We start from the raw sequence: 16,599 nt of genomic DNA on the forward strand, positions 1-16,599 counted from the left end.
GCCGGACGGCCACGGGCACGAGCACGAGCACGAGCACGGGCACCATGACCCGCGCCCGGCCGACACCCCGCAAGACCACCGCATCCCCACCGCGCACGGGGCGACGACGTTCGGACGGGACCGGGCTGCGCACCCGGGCGGCGAGAGGCACGGGGCGCCCGCACCCGGCGAGGGCCGCGCGGCCGGGCCGGAACGCACCCGTTCCGCGGAGACCACCGAGCCCCCCGGCACACACGGCCGCGAGGACGCGTCAACGCACGAGCCGATCACGTACCGCCCCGACGCCGGTGCCGCCCGGACACCGACGGGGACGGGGACGGGCGCGGCGACGGGTGCGGACCCGACCCGTTCCCCGGCCTTCCCGAACGACCAGCGGGGTGCCATGGCAAACAACCCCGCATCCGGCCGCGAACACACCGGCCGATACACGACGGCGTCGGGCACGGACCCGACCCGTTCCCCGGCCTTCCCGAACGACCGGCGGGGCGCCGTGGCACACGACCCCGCGTCGGGCCGCGAACAGACCGGCCGGTACGCGGCGGTGACGGGTGCGGAGCCGACCCGTTCCCCGGCGTTCCCGAGTGACCGCACGGGTGCCGTGGCACACGGCTCCGCGTCGGGCCGCGAGCACGCCGGTCGGGACGCGGTGGTGACGGGTGCGGAGCCGACTCGTTCTCCCGCGCTCCCCGACGACCGGTCGAGGGCGGGGGCGTACGACTCCGAGTTCGGCCGAGAACGCACGGGCCGGTACGAGCTCGGGGCTGAACACGCGGGGGCGCGGATGCGCCCCGCCGCGTTCGGGGCCGAGCCCGCGCGGCAGGGCCTCCGGACACCGGGCGGTACGGGCACGGGTGCTGACGCACCGGTGGAGCGGACGGCGATCCGGTACGAGGACCCGGCGGCGGCCGGTCACAGCGGGGCCCGCCTCGGGGCGGGCGCGGCCGAAGCGGCGCCGACGCCGTACCCGGCACGCGACCCCCTCGGCGCCGTGGGTGCCGAGCGGCGCACGGACCGGCCCCTCCCGACCGGCAACCGCACGGCCGAACCCCTCCCGACCGCCAACCGTGCGACCGACCCCTTCCCGCCCGCAGGCACCGCCGTCCCACCGGCGGAGCACGCCTGGCACCGGGCCCCCGAGCGGAGCGAGCAGGCGACCCGGGACGCGAGCCGTATCGAGGACCGCGACGACGACCGGGTCCGGCCCCGGTCGGACGCCCCGGCCCCGATCCCGACAGAGGCCCCCACCCCGGCCCCGGACTCCGCCCCGCTCTCGGCAGGGGCCCGCACCTCCGACCGGGCCCCTCTCTCCGCCCCCGCCCGGACCTCCGCCCCCGCCCCGGGCCTCGCGCAGGCCCCGACTCCCACCTTCGCCCCGGCTCAGGGCCAGGTCTCGCCCGGCGCCTCGGCCTCCGCGCAGGCCCGGATGGCCACCCCCGACCGGGCCCCCGCGCAGGCCCAGGCCCCCACGCCCGCCCCGGCCGGTGTCCAGGCCCCGGTTCGCGCATCCACCCCTGTCCCCGATCCGGCCTCCGCCCCGGTCCGTACTCACGAGCCGGTGCCCGCGCAGGCCGCGGTCGCCGTTTCCGACCCGATCCCCACCCCTGCCCCCACCCCCGTGCCGGTGGCCGCGGCCGCCCCCGGGCCGGATTTCGCGTCGATGCCGGCCGTGGCCGACGCGCCCGTGCACGTGCGGGTGCGGCGGGGGCCGACGATCGGGGTGCCGGCGCGGCTGCTGCCGGCGCGTGCGCACTCCGGGATCCCCGGGCCCGCGCCCGTGGCCGGTCCGCTCGCCGCGCGGTCGGCCCCGACGCCGGCCGCCCCCGCGCCCACGGCCCCCGCCACCACCGCCCCCGCCCCCGCGCCCACCGCTCCCGCGCCCACCGGCGGCGGGGCGGGGCGGGCGGCGGACGTGGCGGCGCGGGCCGTCGCCGTCGGGTTGGCGCGGGCCGCCGCCGAGGAGGGCGGCGCCGTGCCGTTCGCGCCCCCGCCGTCCGCCTCCGCCGGGCGGGTCCCGCGTGATCTGGACCTGCACAGCCAGGACCGGGGCCGGCCCGCGTCGATCCCCGTGCCGGCGGGGCCCCGCCCCGGCGCCCCCGCCCCCGCCCGGTACGCGTCGGGCGCGCCCCGGACCTCGGCCTCCGCCTCCCTCACCCCCGTCGCCCACCAGGGTCCGCGTCACGAGTTGTCCGCCCGGCTGTCGGCCGCCTCGGACCCCGTGTTGCGCGCGCCGCGCGGGGACGAGCGCCTGCGCGAGGTGCGGGGGCCGGCGCTGCCCGGCATCGTCGCCCTCCTGCTGGCCGCGCTCGCGCTGGCCGGGTGCGCGGCGTTGCTGTGGCGGGCCGGGGTGGTGCCGCGTGATCTGGCGCGGGTGCTGGACCTGCGGCCGCGCCCGTACCGGGGGATGACCCCGGTGCGCTGGGCGCCGATCGCCGGTCTGTCGATGTTCGCGTTGTTGGCGGTCGGCGGGCTGAGTCGGGGGCGCAGCGGTCACGCGTGGGTGCTGACGTTGTTCGGCCGCTACCGGGGCACGGTGCGCCGCACCGGTCTGCTGTGGGTGAGTCCGCTGCTGACCCGGCGTCGGGTCGACGTGCGGCTGCGGCACTGGCGCAGCGAGCCGATGCCGGCGGTGGACGCGGGCGGGTTGGCCTTGCGGGTGGTCGTGCAGGTGGTGTGGCAGATCCGGGACAGCGCGCGGGCCACGCTCGCCGTCGAGGACCACATCGACTTCCTGGCCGAGCAGGTGGAGTCCTCGATGGCGCGGGTGCTGTCGCGGCTGCCGGCGGACGCGTTCCACGAGGACGCGCCGACGCTGCGCGACGCGGAGGCGGTCGGCGCGTGCCTGACGCGGATGCTGGCGGCGGAGACGGAGGCGGTGGGCATCGAGGTGTTCTCGGCGCAGCCGACGCGGATCGAGTACGCGCCGGAGGTCGCCGAGGCGATGCGGCGCCGGCGGGTCGCGGCGATCGAGGCGAAGCACCGTGACAGCGTCCTGAACTCGATCGTCGACGCGGTGGACGACACCGTCACCCGGTTGACGAGTCGGGGGCTGGTCGAGTTGGACGACTACGAGCGCAAGGCACTGGTGAAGGACCTGACGGTGGCCTTCTCCACCGGCCGGGTGGACTGACGGGAGGTCAATCACAGCCCCGTCGAATCGGGTTGGGGAACGGGTCGGGCGGTCGTCGCGCGGAGGGCGCGACGGCCGCCCGGCCCGTTTTCCTGTTTGCCGATCGGTATGGACACGGCCAAGTTCCGTCAATAAGTTGGGTCGTGAACTTGGTCTAGACCTAACTCGCCCCGCCGGGCCGCGGTGTCCGGAAACCGACCGTCGGGAGCGGCGCTCCGTCGTGCCCGCACGCCGGCGCCGACGCCGCTCCCCGGCACGTCGGATCCCCTCGGGGCGAGCTGTCCCGCACGGCACACGCGGCCCCCCACGGCCCGCCCGTCCCCAAGGAGCATCCCCACATGCACCTCACCAACCCCTCCCACACCACCGCCACCACCGACACCGTCACCGTGCCCGCCCCGGCCTCCGCCCGCCGCCGCGTCGCCCGCCGCGCCGGCACCGCGGGCATAGGTCTCGGCGTCCTCGCCGGCGTCACCCTCCTCGCCGCCCCCAGCGCCAGCTCCCACGGCTACACCGACAGCCCCATCAGCCGCCAGAAGCTCTGTGCCAACAAGACCGTCGCCGACTGCGGCCAGATCCAGTGGGAGCCGCAGAGCGTCGAGGGCCCCAAGGGCTTCCCCGCCCTCGGCCCCTCCGACGGCACGATCTGTGCCGGCGGCAACGCCCAGTTCGCCGAGCTCGACGACCCGCGCGGCGGGGCCTGGCCGGCCACCAACCTCACCAGCGGCCAGAACTTCACCTTCCGCTGGCAGTTCACGGCCAACCACGCCACCACCGACTTCAAGTACTACGTCACCAAGGACGGCTGGAACCCCAACAAGAAGCTGACCCGCGCCGACCTGGAGCCCCAGCCCTTCCTCACCGTCGCCTACAACGGCCAGCGCCCGCCCATGACCTTCAGCCACCAGGGCAACCTGCCCTCCGGCAAGTCCGGCCGGCACCTGATCCTCGCCGTGTGGACCGTCGCCGACACCACCAACGCGTTCTACTCCTGCTCCGACGTCAAGTTCTGACCCCGGACCCCGGACCCCTGACCTCCTGACCTCCCGCCCCCGACCGTCGGGGCCGAGGCGACGCGCCTCGGGCGTTCAATTCTGACGATGCGTCAACTACCCTGCCCCGCCATGGCAGACCAGGCGACGCACCCCGACACGGCGACGGCACCGGCGGCGGCCGGTACCGTCGCCGACCTCCTCATCCGCCAGTGGGAGGACCACCGGCCCGGACTCATGCACGAGGACACCGTCCTCACCCACCACCGGGCCGTCCGCGAGAGCGCCGCCCGCGCTGCCCTCCTCGTGGACCTGCTCCCCACCCGCGCCACCCCCCACCTCGGGATCCTGCTCGACAACACCCCCGAGTTCCCCTTCTGGCTCGGCGCTGCGGCCCTCGCCGGGGCCGCCGTCGCCGGCATCAACCCCACCCGACGCGGCCCCGAACTCGCCCGCGACATCCTCCACACCGAGTGCGCCGTCCTCGTCACCGAACGCGCCCACCTCCCCCTCCTCGACGGCCTCGACCTGCCCGGCGTCCGCGTCCTGGTCACCGACACCCCCGCCTTCGCCGCCCTCCTCGCCCCCTACGCCGACGCCAAACCCGGCGAGGCTCGCCTCACCCCCGGCGGCCCCACCCCCGCCGACCGCCTCCTGCTCTACTTCACCTCCGGCTCCACCGGCGCCCCCAAGGCCGCCGTCTGCTCCCAGGGCCGCCTCGCCCACGCCGGCCGGGCCCTCGCCGACCAGTTCTCCCTCGGCCGCCGCGACGTCCACTACCTCTGCATGCCCCTCTTCCACGGGAACGCCGTGATCGCCGGCTGGCTGCCCGCCCTCGCCGGCGGCGGCGCCGTCGCCCTGCGCCGCCGCTTCTCCGCCGGCGGATTCCTGCCCGACGTGCGACGTTTCGGCGCCACCTACTTCACGTACGTGGGCCGCGCCGTCCAGTACCTTCTCGCCACCGAGGCCCGCCCCGACGACCACGACAACCCCCTCCGCCTCGGCTTCGGCACCGAGGCCGGCACCGTGGACGCCGCCCGCTTCACCGAACGCTTCGGCGCCCGCCTCGTCGAGGGCTACGGCGCCACCGAAGGCGGCGCCTCGGTCCAACGCGGCCCCGACACCCCGCCCGGCGCCCTCGGCCGCCCCGCCCCCCACGAGGACCTCGCCGTCGTCGACCCCGACACCGGCCGCGAATGCCCCCGCGCCCGCCTCGACCCCGACACCGGCCGCCTCCTCAACGCCGACGAGGCCATCGGCGAACTCGTCAACCGCGGCCGCAACAGCTTCGAGGGCTACTGGAAGAACCCCGAGGCCGAGGCCGCCCGCACCCGCGACGGCATGTACTGGACCGGCGATCTCGTCTTCCGCGACGAAGCCGGCCACCTCTGGTTCGCCGGCCGCGCCGACGACCGCCTCCGCGTGGACAGCGAGAACCTCGCCGCCGCCGTCATCGAGAACATCCTCGCCCGCTGGGACCGGGCCGCCGCCGTCGCCGTCACCGCCGTCCCCGACGAGACCAGCGGCGACCAGATCCTCGCCACCCTCGCCCTCCAACCCGGCACCACCTTCGACCCGGACGCCTTCACCGCCTTCCTCGCCGCCCAACCCGACCTCGGCACGAAGATGACCCCCCGCTACCTCAGGATCACCCCCACCATGCCGGTCACCGCCACCAACAAGATCCACCGCGTGGCCCTCCGCAAGGCCGGCTTCCGCTCGCCGGACCCCACCTGGTGGCGCCCCACCCCCGCCCCCACCTACCACCCCCTCACGCCGGAAGCCCTCCAATCCCTCCTGACCCGCTACGCCACCCACAACAGAACCCACCTCCTGGACCGCTGAGACGGGGCACCCCGTGTGGAAGGGTTCGTCGGTGGCGGGCCTTCGGCCCCTCGTCGTGATCGTCGTGCCGTCCGATCGGAGTGCTTCTCGTGGCGTTCAGTGGTGGGTTTTCGGGTGGGGTTCGGGAGAAGGGGGAGCGGTTTCGGGGGTTGCACGAGGGGCCCGGGGTGTTCGTCGTGGCCAATCCGTGGGACGCCGGGAGCGCCCGGATGCTGGCCGGGCTGGGGTACGCGGCCCTGGCCACGACCGGGGCGGGGCTCGCGTACGCGTCGGGGCGGCCGGACGGGGCCGTGACGCGGGCCGAGGTGCTGGAGAACGCGCGGGTGATCGCCGGGGCCGTGGACGTGCCCGTCACGGTGGACCTGGAGAGCGGTTTCGGGGTGGATCCCGCCGGGGTCGCCGAGACGGTGCGGGCGGTGGCCGGCGCGGGTGCGGTGGGGGCCTCGGTGGAGGATTCGACGGGGGATCCCGCGGATCCGGTCCGGCCGCTCGGCGAGGCGGTGGCCCGGGTGGCGGCGGCGGTGGAGGCGGCGCGCGGGTTGGGCTTCCCGTTCACCGTGACCGCCCGCGCCGAGAATTTCTTCGTGGGCCGGCCCGATCTGCCCGACACCCTGCGCCGGCTGCGGGCGTACGCCGAGGTCGGGGCGGACGTGGTGTTCGCGCCGGGGCTGCCGGACGAGGCGGCGGTGCGGGCGGTGTGCGCGGCGACGGACCGGCCGGTGAACGTGCTCGCCTCGCCCGCGTTCACCGTGGCGGGGTTGGGGGCGCTGGGGGTGCGGCGGGTCAGCCTGGGGTCCGGGCTCGCCCGGGTCGCGCACAGCGCGCTGCTCGCGGCGGCGGGGGAGGTGCTCGCCGAGGGCACCTTCGGCGCGGTGGCCGCGGCCCGCTCGTACGCCGAGATGAACGCCCTGCTCAAGGGGGTGTGAGCGGCTCGCGACGGGCGCTCGGGCGGGGGCCGGCGGGGTGCTCCGGAACGTGGTCGCGAGCACCCGTTCGGAGCGGGTAGTATTTTCTCTGTCAGCAGGCGCCGCTAGCTCAGTTGGTTAGAGCAGCTGACTCTTAATCAGCGGGTCCGGGGTTCGAGTCCCTGGCGGCGCACCTGAGACTTCGGGGCGATCACCTTCACGGTGGTCGCCCCGAAGTGTTTTTCCACCTCCGCCTTCGTGCCGCGCCCGCCCCCGCCCTCGTCAGAGGGCCAGCGAGAGCAGCAGCGGGGCCGCTTGGCGGTTGAGGGTGTCGGCCGCCTCGCGCAGGCGGTGCGCGTGGGCCAGGGGCAGGGAGAGGGCCACGCAGCCCACCGAGGCGCCGGCGGTGATCGGGACGGCCGCGCAGACCGTGCCCACCGCGTACTCCTGGAGGTCCAGGACCGGCACCGTGGCCGGCTGGCTGTCCAGTTTCGAGAAGAGCAGGGCCTCGTTCACGATGGTCTTCGACGTGAGACGGGCGATCTTGTGCCGGGAGAGGTGGTCCCGGCGGCCGTTCACGTCGAGCTGTGTGAGGAGGCACTTGCCGATCGCGCTGGCGTGCGCCGAGGAGCGGAAGTCGACCCACTCGTGCACCTTGGGGGTGCGCGGGCTGTCGGCGACCTGCTCGATGCGGACCTCGCCGTCCACGTAGCGGCTGATGTAGACGGCCGCGTCCAGGGAGTCGCGGAGCCGGTCGAGGGTCTCCTGGAGCTTGTCGCTCATGGCCTGGGCGCGACCGGGCCCGGAGCCGAGGAGGAGTGCGGAGTCGCCGACGGCGTACGCGCCGTCCGCGACCTGGAGCACGTACCCCTCGCGCCGGAGCATGAGCAGCATGGGGGCGAGGTGGGCCGCGGGCAGGCCGGTCTCGCGCGCGATCTGCGCGTCGGTGACCCCGCCGGCGTGCCGGGCGATCGTCTCCAGGACGCGCAACGCGTATTGCACCGAATGGAACGGCGCGGTCGGCTCGGGCTTGAGCGCCACGGTCTCCCCCTAGCAGGTTGCCACCGCTTGCCGTACCACGATAGCCGGCGGATGGGTCCTGTGGAGCGCCTGTTGCCGACATCCGTGGCGTGAATCGGCCCTTCCGCCAGCGCCTATCCGATCGGCATATGCCAGTGTCACAACCACCCTCCCGGAGTGCCGGGAATGCCCGACGCCGGTCCGCTGTTCGAGAACCCCGTACGGGCGCGGCGACGGGCCGGCACAAGCCGGGTCGGCCGCCCCGAGGGATCACGGGAGTGACGATGGCCGAGGCGAACGCGCGATCCGGGCACGGGACCGCGGAGGGCGGTGCGGAGGGCGCGGGAGCGGGTCCGGCGGCGGCCTTGGCGGAAAATCGCTCCCCGCACGCCTCCACCGCGAGCACCCCGCCGGTCCCGACCGAGCCCGCCGGCGACCCGATCCGGGGCCGGGCCCTCGGCGCGGCCCCCGTGCCCCTGTCCGTGCTCGACCTGGCCACGGTCGGGGTCGGCTCCACCGCCCGCGAGGCCCTCGCCGGCAGCGTGGCCCTGGCCCGGCTCGCGGAGTCCCGTGGCCTGCACCGGCACTGGGTGGCCGAACACCACTCCATGCCCGGGGTGGCCAGCTCGGCGCCGGCCGTGATCCTCGCCCACCTCGCGGCGCACACCTCCCGGATCCGGCTCGGGTCGGGCGGGGTGATGCTGCCCAACCACGCGCCGCTCGCCGTCGCCGAGCAGTTCGGCACGCTGGAGGCGTTCGCCCCGGGGCGCGTGGACCTCGGGCTCGGGCGCGCGCCGGGCACCGACGGGCGCACGGCGGCGGCGCTGCGCGGGCCGGGCCGGCTGGACGAGGGCGCGGAGGAGTTCCCGCGCCGGCTCGCCGAACTGATCCGCTTCCTCGACGACGACTTCCCGTCCGCGCACCCCTACGCCTCGGTGCACGCCGTGCCCGGCCCGGTGCAGGGGCCGACGGGCCGCCCGCCGATCTGGCTGCTGGGTTCCTCCGGTTACAGCGCCCGGCTGGCGGCCGAGCTGGGGCTGCCGTTCGCGTACGCGCACCACTTCTCGGCGGCCGGCACGGTGCCGGCGCTGGAGAGCTACCGCACCCACTTCCGGCCCTCGGCCGTGCTCGACCGCCCGTACGCGCTGATCGGGGTGGCCGCGGTGGCCTCCGAGGACGCCGCCGAGGCGCGGGCGCAGGCGCTCACGGGCGCGGTGTCGATGTTGCGGTTGCGCACGGGCCGGGCGGGGCTGATCCCGACGCCGGCGGAGGCCGTGGCGGAGGAGGCGCGGTTCTCGCTGCCGGAGCGGGAGTTCGTGGACTCCTGGCTCGGGAACATCGTGCACGGGGAGCCGGCGGAGGTGCGCGAGCGGCTGGACGCGCTGGTGAAGACCACGGGCGCGGACGAGTTGATGCTGACCGGGAACGTGCACGGCGGTGACTTCCGGTTGCGGTCCGTCGAGCTGATCGCGGATGCGTACGGACTGCCCGGCGCGGGGCCGTCGGTCAACTCGTAGCCGATGAAGGTCGTTTGAATGGTTCATTGACGAAACCCTGCTCGAACCCGGCTCGAAGCCGGCTGAAACCGCTCGTCACCGTGGGTGGCGGGCGGTTTCTGCTGTCCGGGCACGTCCCTGACCACGCCCTTTGTCTCCGAACTGGTCTAGTCCTTGTTTGGTCCAAACCATTGACGCGGCCCCGGAGTGATCGCTATCACTTCTCCCACCCGCACTTCACGTCCTCCCCTCCCACCTCCGGAGGCAGTTCATGCACATCCGTAAACCGCTTGTCGCCGCGGCCACCACGGCCGCGCTCGCCGCCGGAGCGTTGGCCACCTTCGCCGGGCTCGGCACCGCGACCGCCGCGACCCCCGCCGCGGCCTCGGCCGCCGCCGCCGACGCCACCCCCGGTGGCGTCCGGATCGGCTACTACGACCAGTGGAGCGTGTACGGCAACGCGTTCTACCCCAAGCACCTGGACACCCGGGGCATAGCGAGCAAGTTGGACGTCATCAACTACTCGTTCGGCAACATCCACCCCACCAACCTCACCTGTTTCGAGGCCAACAAGGCCGCCGGTGACGACAACAACCCGAACGCCGGTGACGGCGCGGGCGACAGCTACGCCGACTACCAGAAGTCCTTCGGCGCCGCCGACAGCGTCAGCGGCGTGGCCGACAAGTGGGACCAGCCCATCGTGGGCGTCTTCAACCAGTTCAAGCAGCTGAAGGCCAAGTACCCCCACCTGAAGATCAACATCTCGCTGGGCGGCTGGACCTACTCGAAGTACTTCTCCGACGCGGCCAAGACGGACGCGAGCCGCAAGAAGCTCGTCGCCTCCTGCATCGACCAGTACATCAAGGGCAACCTGCCCGTCGAGGGCGGCTTCGGCGGCCCCGGGTCCGCCGCCGGCATCTTCGACGGCATCGACATCGACTGGGAGTACCCCGGCTCCTCCGGCGGCCACCTCGGCAACCACTACGCCCCCGAGGACAAGCAGAACTTCACCCTCCTGCTGAAGGAGTTCCGCGAGCAGCTCGACGCCTGGGGCGCGGCCAACGGCGGCAAGAAGATGCTGCTCACCGCCGCCCTCCCGGCCGGCCAGGACAAGATCAAGTACATCGAGACGAACAAGATCGGTTCGTACCTCGACTACGCCAACATCATGACGTACGACATGCACGGCGCCTGGGACGGCGACGGCCCGACCTACCACCAGTCCCCGCTGCTGCCCTCCTCGGCCGACCCGACCGACCCGATCGCCCCGGGCACCGAGAAGTACACGATCAAGAACGCCATCGACTCCTGGATCGACGGCAACGCGGCCTACGGCATCGCCGGCGGCTTCCCCGCCAACAAGCTGACCCTGGGCTACGAGTTCTACTACCGCGGCTGGAAGGGCGTGCCCGCCGGCACCACCAACGGCCTCGCCCAGACCGCCACCGGCCCCTCGGCCGCCCGTCCGCTGAGCCAGCAGCCGGGCATCGCCAACTACAAGGAGCTCGGCGGCATCGTCGACAACCCGGCGACCACCTTCTGGGACGACCAGGCCAAGGCCGCCTACTTCTACAAGGACGGCGAGTTCTTCACCGGCCTGAACCAGAAGGCCATCCAGGCCCGCGTGGACTACGGCAAGAGCCGCGGCCTCGCCGGCGCGATGATGTACTCCCTCCTCGGCCTGGACAACAACGCCACCCTGCTCAACCAGATCTCGGACGCCCTCGGCAGCACCACCGTGCCGCCGACCACCCCGCCCACCACCCCGCCCACGACTCCGCCGACCACCCCGCCGACCACGCCGCCGACGACGCCGCCCACCGGCAGCTGCGCCAACCCGGCCTACGTCGCGGGCACCGTCTACAACAGCGGTGGCCTGGTCTCCCACAAGGGCCACAACTGGAAGGCCAAGTGGTGGACGCAGAACGAGGAGCCCGGCACCACCGGTGAGTGGGGCGTCTGGCAGGACCTCGGCGCCTGCTGATCCCCCCACCCCGCGCCGAGCGCCGGTCGCCCCCGCCCCCGTCTCCTTCCCGGAGGCGGGGGCGCCCGTGCGTCCGCGCCCGCGCGCCGCCACGCCCCGAACGCCGAGCCCGGGCCGCCGGGTTCCGACGGCCGTGCCCCGGTCGTCGTACCTCGGCCGTCGGGTCAGTCCTGCGGGTGTCCCTGGGGCCGGTCGCCGTCCGAGCCGCTCCCGGCCTCCACCTCCGCACCGGCCCCGGCACCGGCCCGAGCCCCGTCCCCGTGCCCGGCGTCCGGCTCCGCCCCGACCGCCGTCGGGCCCGCGATCATCTCCGCGATCCGCTCCGGGGCCACCGCCCGCGAGTACAGCCAGCCCTGCCCGGTGTCGCACCCGACCCGCCGCAGCCGCGCCGCCTGCCCCGGGGTCTCCACGCACTCGGCCGTCACGGTCAACCCGAGCCGGTGCGCGAGCTGTACCAGCGCCTCCACGATCGTCTCGTCCGCCGGGTTCGGGTGCGTGCCGCCCTCGTGCCGGAACCCGCGCACGAAGGACCCGTCGAGCTTGAGCACCGAGACCGGCAGCCGGCTCAGGTAGGCGAGGTTGGAGTAGCCGGTGCCGAAGTCGTCGATCGCGATCCGCACCCCGGTGTCACTGAGCTCCTGGAGGGCCTGGAGCGGCCGTCCGGCGGAGCCCATCACCGCCGACTCGGTCAGCTCCAGCTGCAACAGCCCGGGCTCCAGGCCGGTCTCGGCGAGGATCTCGGCCACGTCCCGCACCAGGTCGGAGTCCCAGACCTGGCGCACGGCCACGTTGACGGAGACGAACACCGGCGGGTGCCCGGGGTGGTCGAGCTGCCAGCGCCGGGCCTGCCGGCACGCCGTCCGCAGCACCCACTGTCCGAGCTGGACGATGGAACCGTCCTCCTCCGCGATCCCGATGAACCGATTCGGCGTCAACGTGCCGAAGGTCGGGTGGTTCCACCGCACCAGGGCCTCGACCCCGCGCACCACCCCGCTGGCCAGGTCCACGAGCGGCTGGTACTCCACCGCGAACTCCCCGTGCTCCACCGCCTCGCGCAGGGTGGAGGACAGGGCCTGACGGGTCATCCGGTGGGCGTTGCGCTCCGGGTCGAAGCGGGCCACCCGGGCCTTCCCGTCGGCCTTCGCCCAGTACAGGGTGGTGTCGGCGGCCTGCATGAGGGCGGTGGCGGTGGTGCCGCTCGCGGACCGTTCCACGACCCCGATCGACGCCGACACCAGCAGCCGCTGCCCCGCGAGGTCGAAGGGCTCCTGCACGGCGGCCAGCAGCTCGGCGGCCAGCTCGGCGATCCCCTCCACACCGGGGGAGTCCTCCACCAGCAGCGCGAACTCGTCCCCGCCCAGCCGCGCCACCAGGTGCCCGGCCCCGGCCGCCCCGTGCCCCGGCCGCGCGCCCCGGCCGTGCCGCCGGGCGCAGGCGGTGAGCCGATCGGCGACGGCCGCCAACAGCCGGTCCCCGACCCGGTGCCCCAGGGTGTCGTTGACGGCCTTGAACCCGTCGAGGTCGAGGTAGCACAGGCCCACCCGGCCGGTGCCGGAACGCCGGTGCACCGCCGACTCCAGGGCGCCCGAGAGGCGTTCGAAGAACAGGGCCCGGTTGGGCAGCCGGGTCACCGGGTCGTGCATCTGGAGGTGGCGCAGCCGGGCCTGGAGGTCGCGGCGCTCGCTCACGTCGGTGACGGACAACAGCAGGTCGCGGCCCCCGCCGGGCATCGGCCCGAGGGAGACCTCGGCCCACAGGGCGCGCCCGTCGGGCCGGGGCAGCCGGCGGGTGCAGCGCAGCCGGGTGGGCCGGCCGCGCAGCACGTCGCGGTAGCACTGGCGGGTGCGGGCGTCGGCGGAGAGGTCGAGGAGGTCGGCGGCGCGGCGGCGCAGCAGGGACTGCGGGGGCACGGAGAACAGGGCGCCCAGCGCGTGGTTGGCGGCGAGCACGAGCCCGTCGCGGTCGAGGACGGCCAGCGGCAGGGGAGTGGCGTCGAAGACGGCGCGGAAGTCGCGTTCCCCGGCGCGGACCCCGGCGAGCGCCCGGGCGGCGTGCCCGTCACGGGCCTCACGGGCCTCGCGAGCGCCGGGGCCGCCGGGCCCCTCGTGCGCGTCGGACCCGACCGACCCGACCGACCCCGCCGGTCCGTCGGGCGGGCGGGGCACGGCGAGGGCGGCGGTGCGCGCGGGGCGGTGTTCGTCGGCGGGGTGCCCCTCGGGGCGGTGGTTCGCGGAGCGGGCCTCGGGGGTGCGGGGGCCGGAGGGGCGGGCGCCCGGGGCGCGGTGGGTGCCCCCCGGCGGGGGCGGGGCCGGTACCGGGCGGTGACTCTCCGTGGTGATCGGACGGTGGTCGCGGGCCGGCCCGTCGGCCCCGTGTGCTGATCCGCTCACCGTTCGCTCCCGCTGTCTTCGTGCCGTCCGCGCAGGATCCTCTTGGGAAAGTGTGCCGATCATAGAGGCTGACGACAGGGCTGATCCAGCGGCACCGCCGGGTGGGAGCGGGGAGTTCGAACGGGGGTGGGGCGGGGGATGTGTACGTGTCTGTCGGACTCGTCGGATCGGGGCTGATCGATTCGGTGTGTCCCTGAACGGCCTTGTCCGAGCTCGATCGATGGTGACTCATGGTGATGCTTTGGCATATGCGACACGGTTGTGCCCGTCACCTGAATGCCTGTTCGCTCACTCCCCCGGGGCAGTGCAACAAGGCATTAATCGGATAATCGGCCCAAGGTGGGTGTGATGGTTCATCACACGCATCGGAGGTCCACGTGTCGCGACTGCCCGCACCCGGGACGCCCGAGAATCAGCCCCGGTCGACGGGCACGCGCCTGCGCAGCGCGGCGGCGGCCCTCACCTCGCTGACCGCGCTCGCCGCCACCTCCCTCGTCGCCGGTCCCGCCGTGGCCGACACCGGATCCGGCCCCTGCGCCCTCACCCGCACGGCCGCCCACCACTCCCTCGGCCTCGACACCTGGAACCCGGCCTACCCCCGCCCCGACCGCACCCTCGACGCCGTCATGGTCTTCCTCTCCTTCCCCGACCACGAGCCCACCGTCACCCCCGCCGACCTCGCCGCCGACCACTTCCCCGCGACCGGCGAGTTCTTCGCCCGCGCCTCCTACGGCCGCTTCGCCCTCGCCCCGCACCCGCAACGCCAGTGGCTGAGGATGCCCAAGCCCTCCACCGCTTACGGGATACGACGGGACTGGGCCGCCGACGGCCGCGCCGCCTACCTCCGCGACGCCGTCGCCACCGCCGACCCCTCCGTCGACTTCTCCCGCTACGACGTGGTCTACTTCGTCGCCGACCCCGACGCCCCCGGCGTGGACTCCGACGCCACCAAGGTCGTCAACTTCGAGCGCCCCATCACCGCCGACGGCACCGAACTGCGCCGCATCGTCACCGTCTTCGAGCGCCACCCCCCGGACCGCAACGTCCTCGCCCACGAGACCGGCCACGTCTTCGACCTCCCCGACCTCTACCACCGCCCCACGGACGGCAAGGGCGACTGGGACACGCACGTGGGCGACTGGGACGTCATGGGCAGCCAGTTCGGCATGGCCCCCGACCTCTTCGGCTGGCACAAGTGGAAGCTCGGCTGGCTCGACGGCGGCCAGGTCGACTGCGTCCGCGAGGGCTCCTCCCGGCACACCCTCGTCCCCCTCGGGGCGGACCCCACCCCCGGCGGCACCGGCGGCACCCGCCTCGCCGTCATCCGCACCGGCCCCGGCACCGCCATCGCCGTGGAGGCGCGCGGCGCGGCGGGCAACGACCGGGGACTGTGCCGGGAGGGGGTGCTGGTCTACCGGGTCCGCAACGACTCCGCCTCCGGCGGCGGCCCCATCGAGGTGGTCGACGGGCACCCGGGCACGGAGGCATGCTGGGACCGTTCCGTCTACCCGCCGCTCGCCGACGCCCCTCTGGAGGTCGGCCAGACCTTCACGGTCCCCGGCGAACACATCACCATCGAGGTCGCCGACCGCACCCCGTCCGGCGCGTACACGGTCAAGATCACGGCCTGAGCGCGGCCCGAACACGGAACCCGCGCGGAACACGACGAAGGCCCCCTCGTTCTCACGAGGGGGCCTTCGCTGTCTGTGCGCCGCCAGGGACTCGAACCCCGGACCCGCTGATTAAGAGTCAGCTGCTCTAACCAACTGAGCTAGCGGCGCTTGCTGACGAGGAAGACATTAGCACCCGGATCCGGGGAAGGTGAAATCGGCGCCGGTCGGGGCGGGTGTGACCGGTGGTGCGGGCGGTGCGGGCCCGGTCCGGCCGTCCCGTACGCCGTACAGGAGGGCCGGCAGGGGCGCCGTGCGGTCCGAGCGGGGGCGGGCGCGGACCGCACGGCGGGTCTCAGGGGCGGTACGCGCCGACGGCGCTGTCCGCCGCGGCCTCGCGGGAGCGCCGGGCCGCGCGGACGCACGCCCACAGCAGGGCCTCCGGCCCCGGCAGCCACGGCGCGCGGGTGTCGGGGGCCACCAGCCAGCGCGAGGGCGAACCGGCCGAGCCGACGAGGGCGGGCACGGTCACCGCGTCGCCGCGCCCGTGGCACAGCGGCGCCGGCACCGAGTCGCCCCACTCCTCCCAGCCCAGCAGCGAGGGCAGCCGGCGGCCGGTGCCCGGGGTGGCGAACAGCAGGGTCCGCCCTCGGTGCACGGCGACCGGGCCGGAGCCCGGCCCCTCGGTCCACAGCAGGTCCAGGACCCGGCGTCCGAACATGGTCGGCACGTTCACCACGTCGAAGACCACCCCGCAGGGCAGCACGGCCGGGGCGGTGGGCCGCCCCCGCCACAGGGCCAGGGTGCTGCGGGGGTAGGCGGTGGCGGAGGCGAGCCAGGCGGCGCCCTGTGCGGTCACCTCGGTGACGTGACCGGACGGCGCGCCGGCGAGCGCGAACCGGCCCGCCCCGGACCCGGCGGCCGACGCGGTCGCGCGCGTCGGTCGCGGGTCGGCTGCGGCGGGGCGTCCGGGGAGCGTCGTCGAGGTTGTCATGTCCCCAGGTCTACCCCGCGTCGCGGGGCGATTCCGCAGAGTCGCGAAAACCCGGTATCGCCGGCCCGCGCCGGTGTATCTTGCGCAGCGCATATGCCGCACGGACGTGGCGGCGGTACGCCCGGGGCGGGTGTGACGGTACGAGCCCCCAGGGGCCCGCGTGCCCCGCGTCCGCCGACCACCGGCACCGGCGCGCGAGGGCGCCCGTGAAAGCACCCGAGGCACCCCGGCGCACC

10 protein-coding genes and 2 tRNA genes are annotated in these 16,599 nt (G+C 74.8%); 8 read left to right on the top strand and 4 right to left on the bottom strand.

All coding sequences use genetic code 11. The features are described 5' to 3' along the window. The first annotated feature begins 865 nt into the window (after positions 1-865). The 5 genes from ACN20G_RS17120 to ACN20G_RS17140 all read left to right on the top strand — a co-directional run bounded on the left by ACN20G_RS17120 (position 866) and on the right by ACN20G_RS17140 (position 7,062). Entirely contained in the window at positions 866-3,127 is a 2,262-nt protein-coding gene (locus ACN20G_RS17120) for an SPFH domain-containing protein (protein WP_424213657.1), read from the top strand. 338 nt (positions 3,128-3,465) lie between these two features. After that, complete coding sequence (locus ACN20G_RS17125) at positions 3,466-4,140, top strand: lytic polysaccharide monooxygenase auxiliary activity family 9 protein (protein ID WP_424213658.1); 675 nt, start codon at positions 3,466-3,468, stop codon at positions 4,138-4,140. Between the two features lie 111 nt (positions 4,141-4,251). Beyond that, positions 4,252-5,964, top strand: a complete 1,713-nt coding sequence (locus ACN20G_RS17130) for an AMP-binding protein (protein WP_424213659.1) — start codon at positions 4,252-4,254, stop codon at positions 5,962-5,964. Between the two features lie 89 nt (positions 5,965-6,053). Further along, on the top strand, positions 6,054-6,890 hold the full coding sequence (locus ACN20G_RS17135; RefSeq protein ID WP_424213660.1) for an isocitrate lyase/PEP mutase family protein: 837 nt from the start codon (positions 6,054-6,056) through the stop codon (positions 6,888-6,890). 98 nt (positions 6,891-6,988) lie between these two features. Beyond that, positions 6,989-7,062 (top strand) — tRNA-Lys (locus ACN20G_RS17140). A gap of 89 nt (positions 7,063-7,151) precedes the next feature. On the opposite strand, the gene ACN20G_RS17145 is transcribed toward ACN20G_RS17140, so the two are convergent. Next, positions 7,152-7,910: an IclR family transcriptional regulator gene (locus ACN20G_RS17145; protein WP_424213661.1), complete on the bottom strand. Its 759-nt coding sequence runs from the start codon at positions 7,908-7,910 to the stop codon at positions 7,152-7,154. A gap of 263 nt (positions 7,911-8,173) precedes the next feature. On the opposite strand from ACN20G_RS17145, the gene ACN20G_RS17150 reads away from it, so the two are divergent. Together ACN20G_RS17150 and ACN20G_RS17155 are read left to right on the top strand one after the other, a co-directional pair. Then, the gene (locus ACN20G_RS17150) at positions 8,174-9,406 is read left to right on the top strand and encodes an LLM class flavin-dependent oxidoreductase (protein ID WP_424213662.1); all 1,233 of its coding nucleotides are present in this window, start codon (positions 8,174-8,176) and stop codon (positions 9,404-9,406) included. A gap of 250 nt (positions 9,407-9,656) precedes the next feature. Continuing rightward, complete coding sequence (locus ACN20G_RS17155; protein ID WP_424213663.1) at positions 9,657-11,369, top strand: glycosyl hydrolase family 18 protein; 1,713 nt, start codon at positions 9,657-9,659, stop codon at positions 11,367-11,369. Between the two features lie 164 nt (positions 11,370-11,533). On the opposite strand, the gene ACN20G_RS17160 is transcribed toward ACN20G_RS17155, so the two are convergent. Continuing rightward, on the bottom strand, positions 11,534-13,534 hold the full coding sequence (locus tag ACN20G_RS17160) for a putative bifunctional diguanylate cyclase/phosphodiesterase (RefSeq protein ID WP_424215551.1): 2,001 nt from the start codon (positions 13,532-13,534) through the stop codon (positions 11,534-11,536). Positions 13,535-14,136: 602 nt separating this feature from the next. On the opposite strand from ACN20G_RS17160, the gene ACN20G_RS17165 reads away from it, so the two are divergent. Then, positions 14,137-15,390 carry a M6 family metalloprotease domain-containing protein gene (locus tag ACN20G_RS17165; RefSeq protein ID WP_424213664.1) on the top strand — a complete coding sequence of 418 codons (1,254 nt, stop codon included), beginning with the start codon at positions 14,137-14,139 and terminating at the stop codon, positions 15,388-15,390. 76 nt (positions 15,391-15,466) lie between these two features. Here the strand turns inward: ACN20G_RS17165 and ACN20G_RS17170 are convergent. Both ACN20G_RS17170 and ACN20G_RS17175 read right to left on the bottom strand, forming a co-directional pair. Then, positions 15,467-15,540 (bottom strand) — tRNA-Lys (locus tag ACN20G_RS17170). A gap of 184 nt (positions 15,541-15,724) precedes the next feature. Then, the gene (locus ACN20G_RS17175) at positions 15,725-16,363 is read right to left on the bottom strand and encodes a bifunctional DNA primase/polymerase (RefSeq protein ID WP_424213665.1); all 639 of its coding nucleotides are present in this window, start codon (positions 16,361-16,363) and stop codon (positions 15,725-15,727) included. Positions 16,364-16,599: the final 236 nt, after the last annotated feature.

Origin of the sequence: Streptomyces dryopteridis (genome assembly GCF_049606955.1) — a bacterium.
GTDB lineage: Bacteria > Actinomycetota > Actinomycetes > Streptomycetales > Streptomycetaceae > Streptomyces.

Coding starts and splice junctions, on each gene's coding strand:
- ACN20G_RS17125 (WP_424213658.1), top strand. CDS start 3,466: ATGCACCTCACCAACCCCTCCCACACCACCGCCACCACCGACACCGTC.
- ACN20G_RS17130 (WP_424213659.1), top strand. CDS start 4,252: ATGGCAGACCAGGCGACGCACCCCGACACGGCGACGGCACCGGCGGCG.
- ACN20G_RS17150 (WP_424213662.1), top strand. CDS start 8,174: ATGGCCGAGGCGAACGCGCGATCCGGGCACGGGACCGCGGAGGGCGGT.
- ACN20G_RS17155 (WP_424213663.1), top strand. CDS start 9,657: ATGCACATCCGTAAACCGCTTGTCGCCGCGGCCACCACGGCCGCGCTC.
- ACN20G_RS17175 (WP_424213665.1), bottom strand. CDS start 16,363: ATGACAACCTCGACGACGCTCCCCGGACGCCCCGCCGCAGCCGACCCG.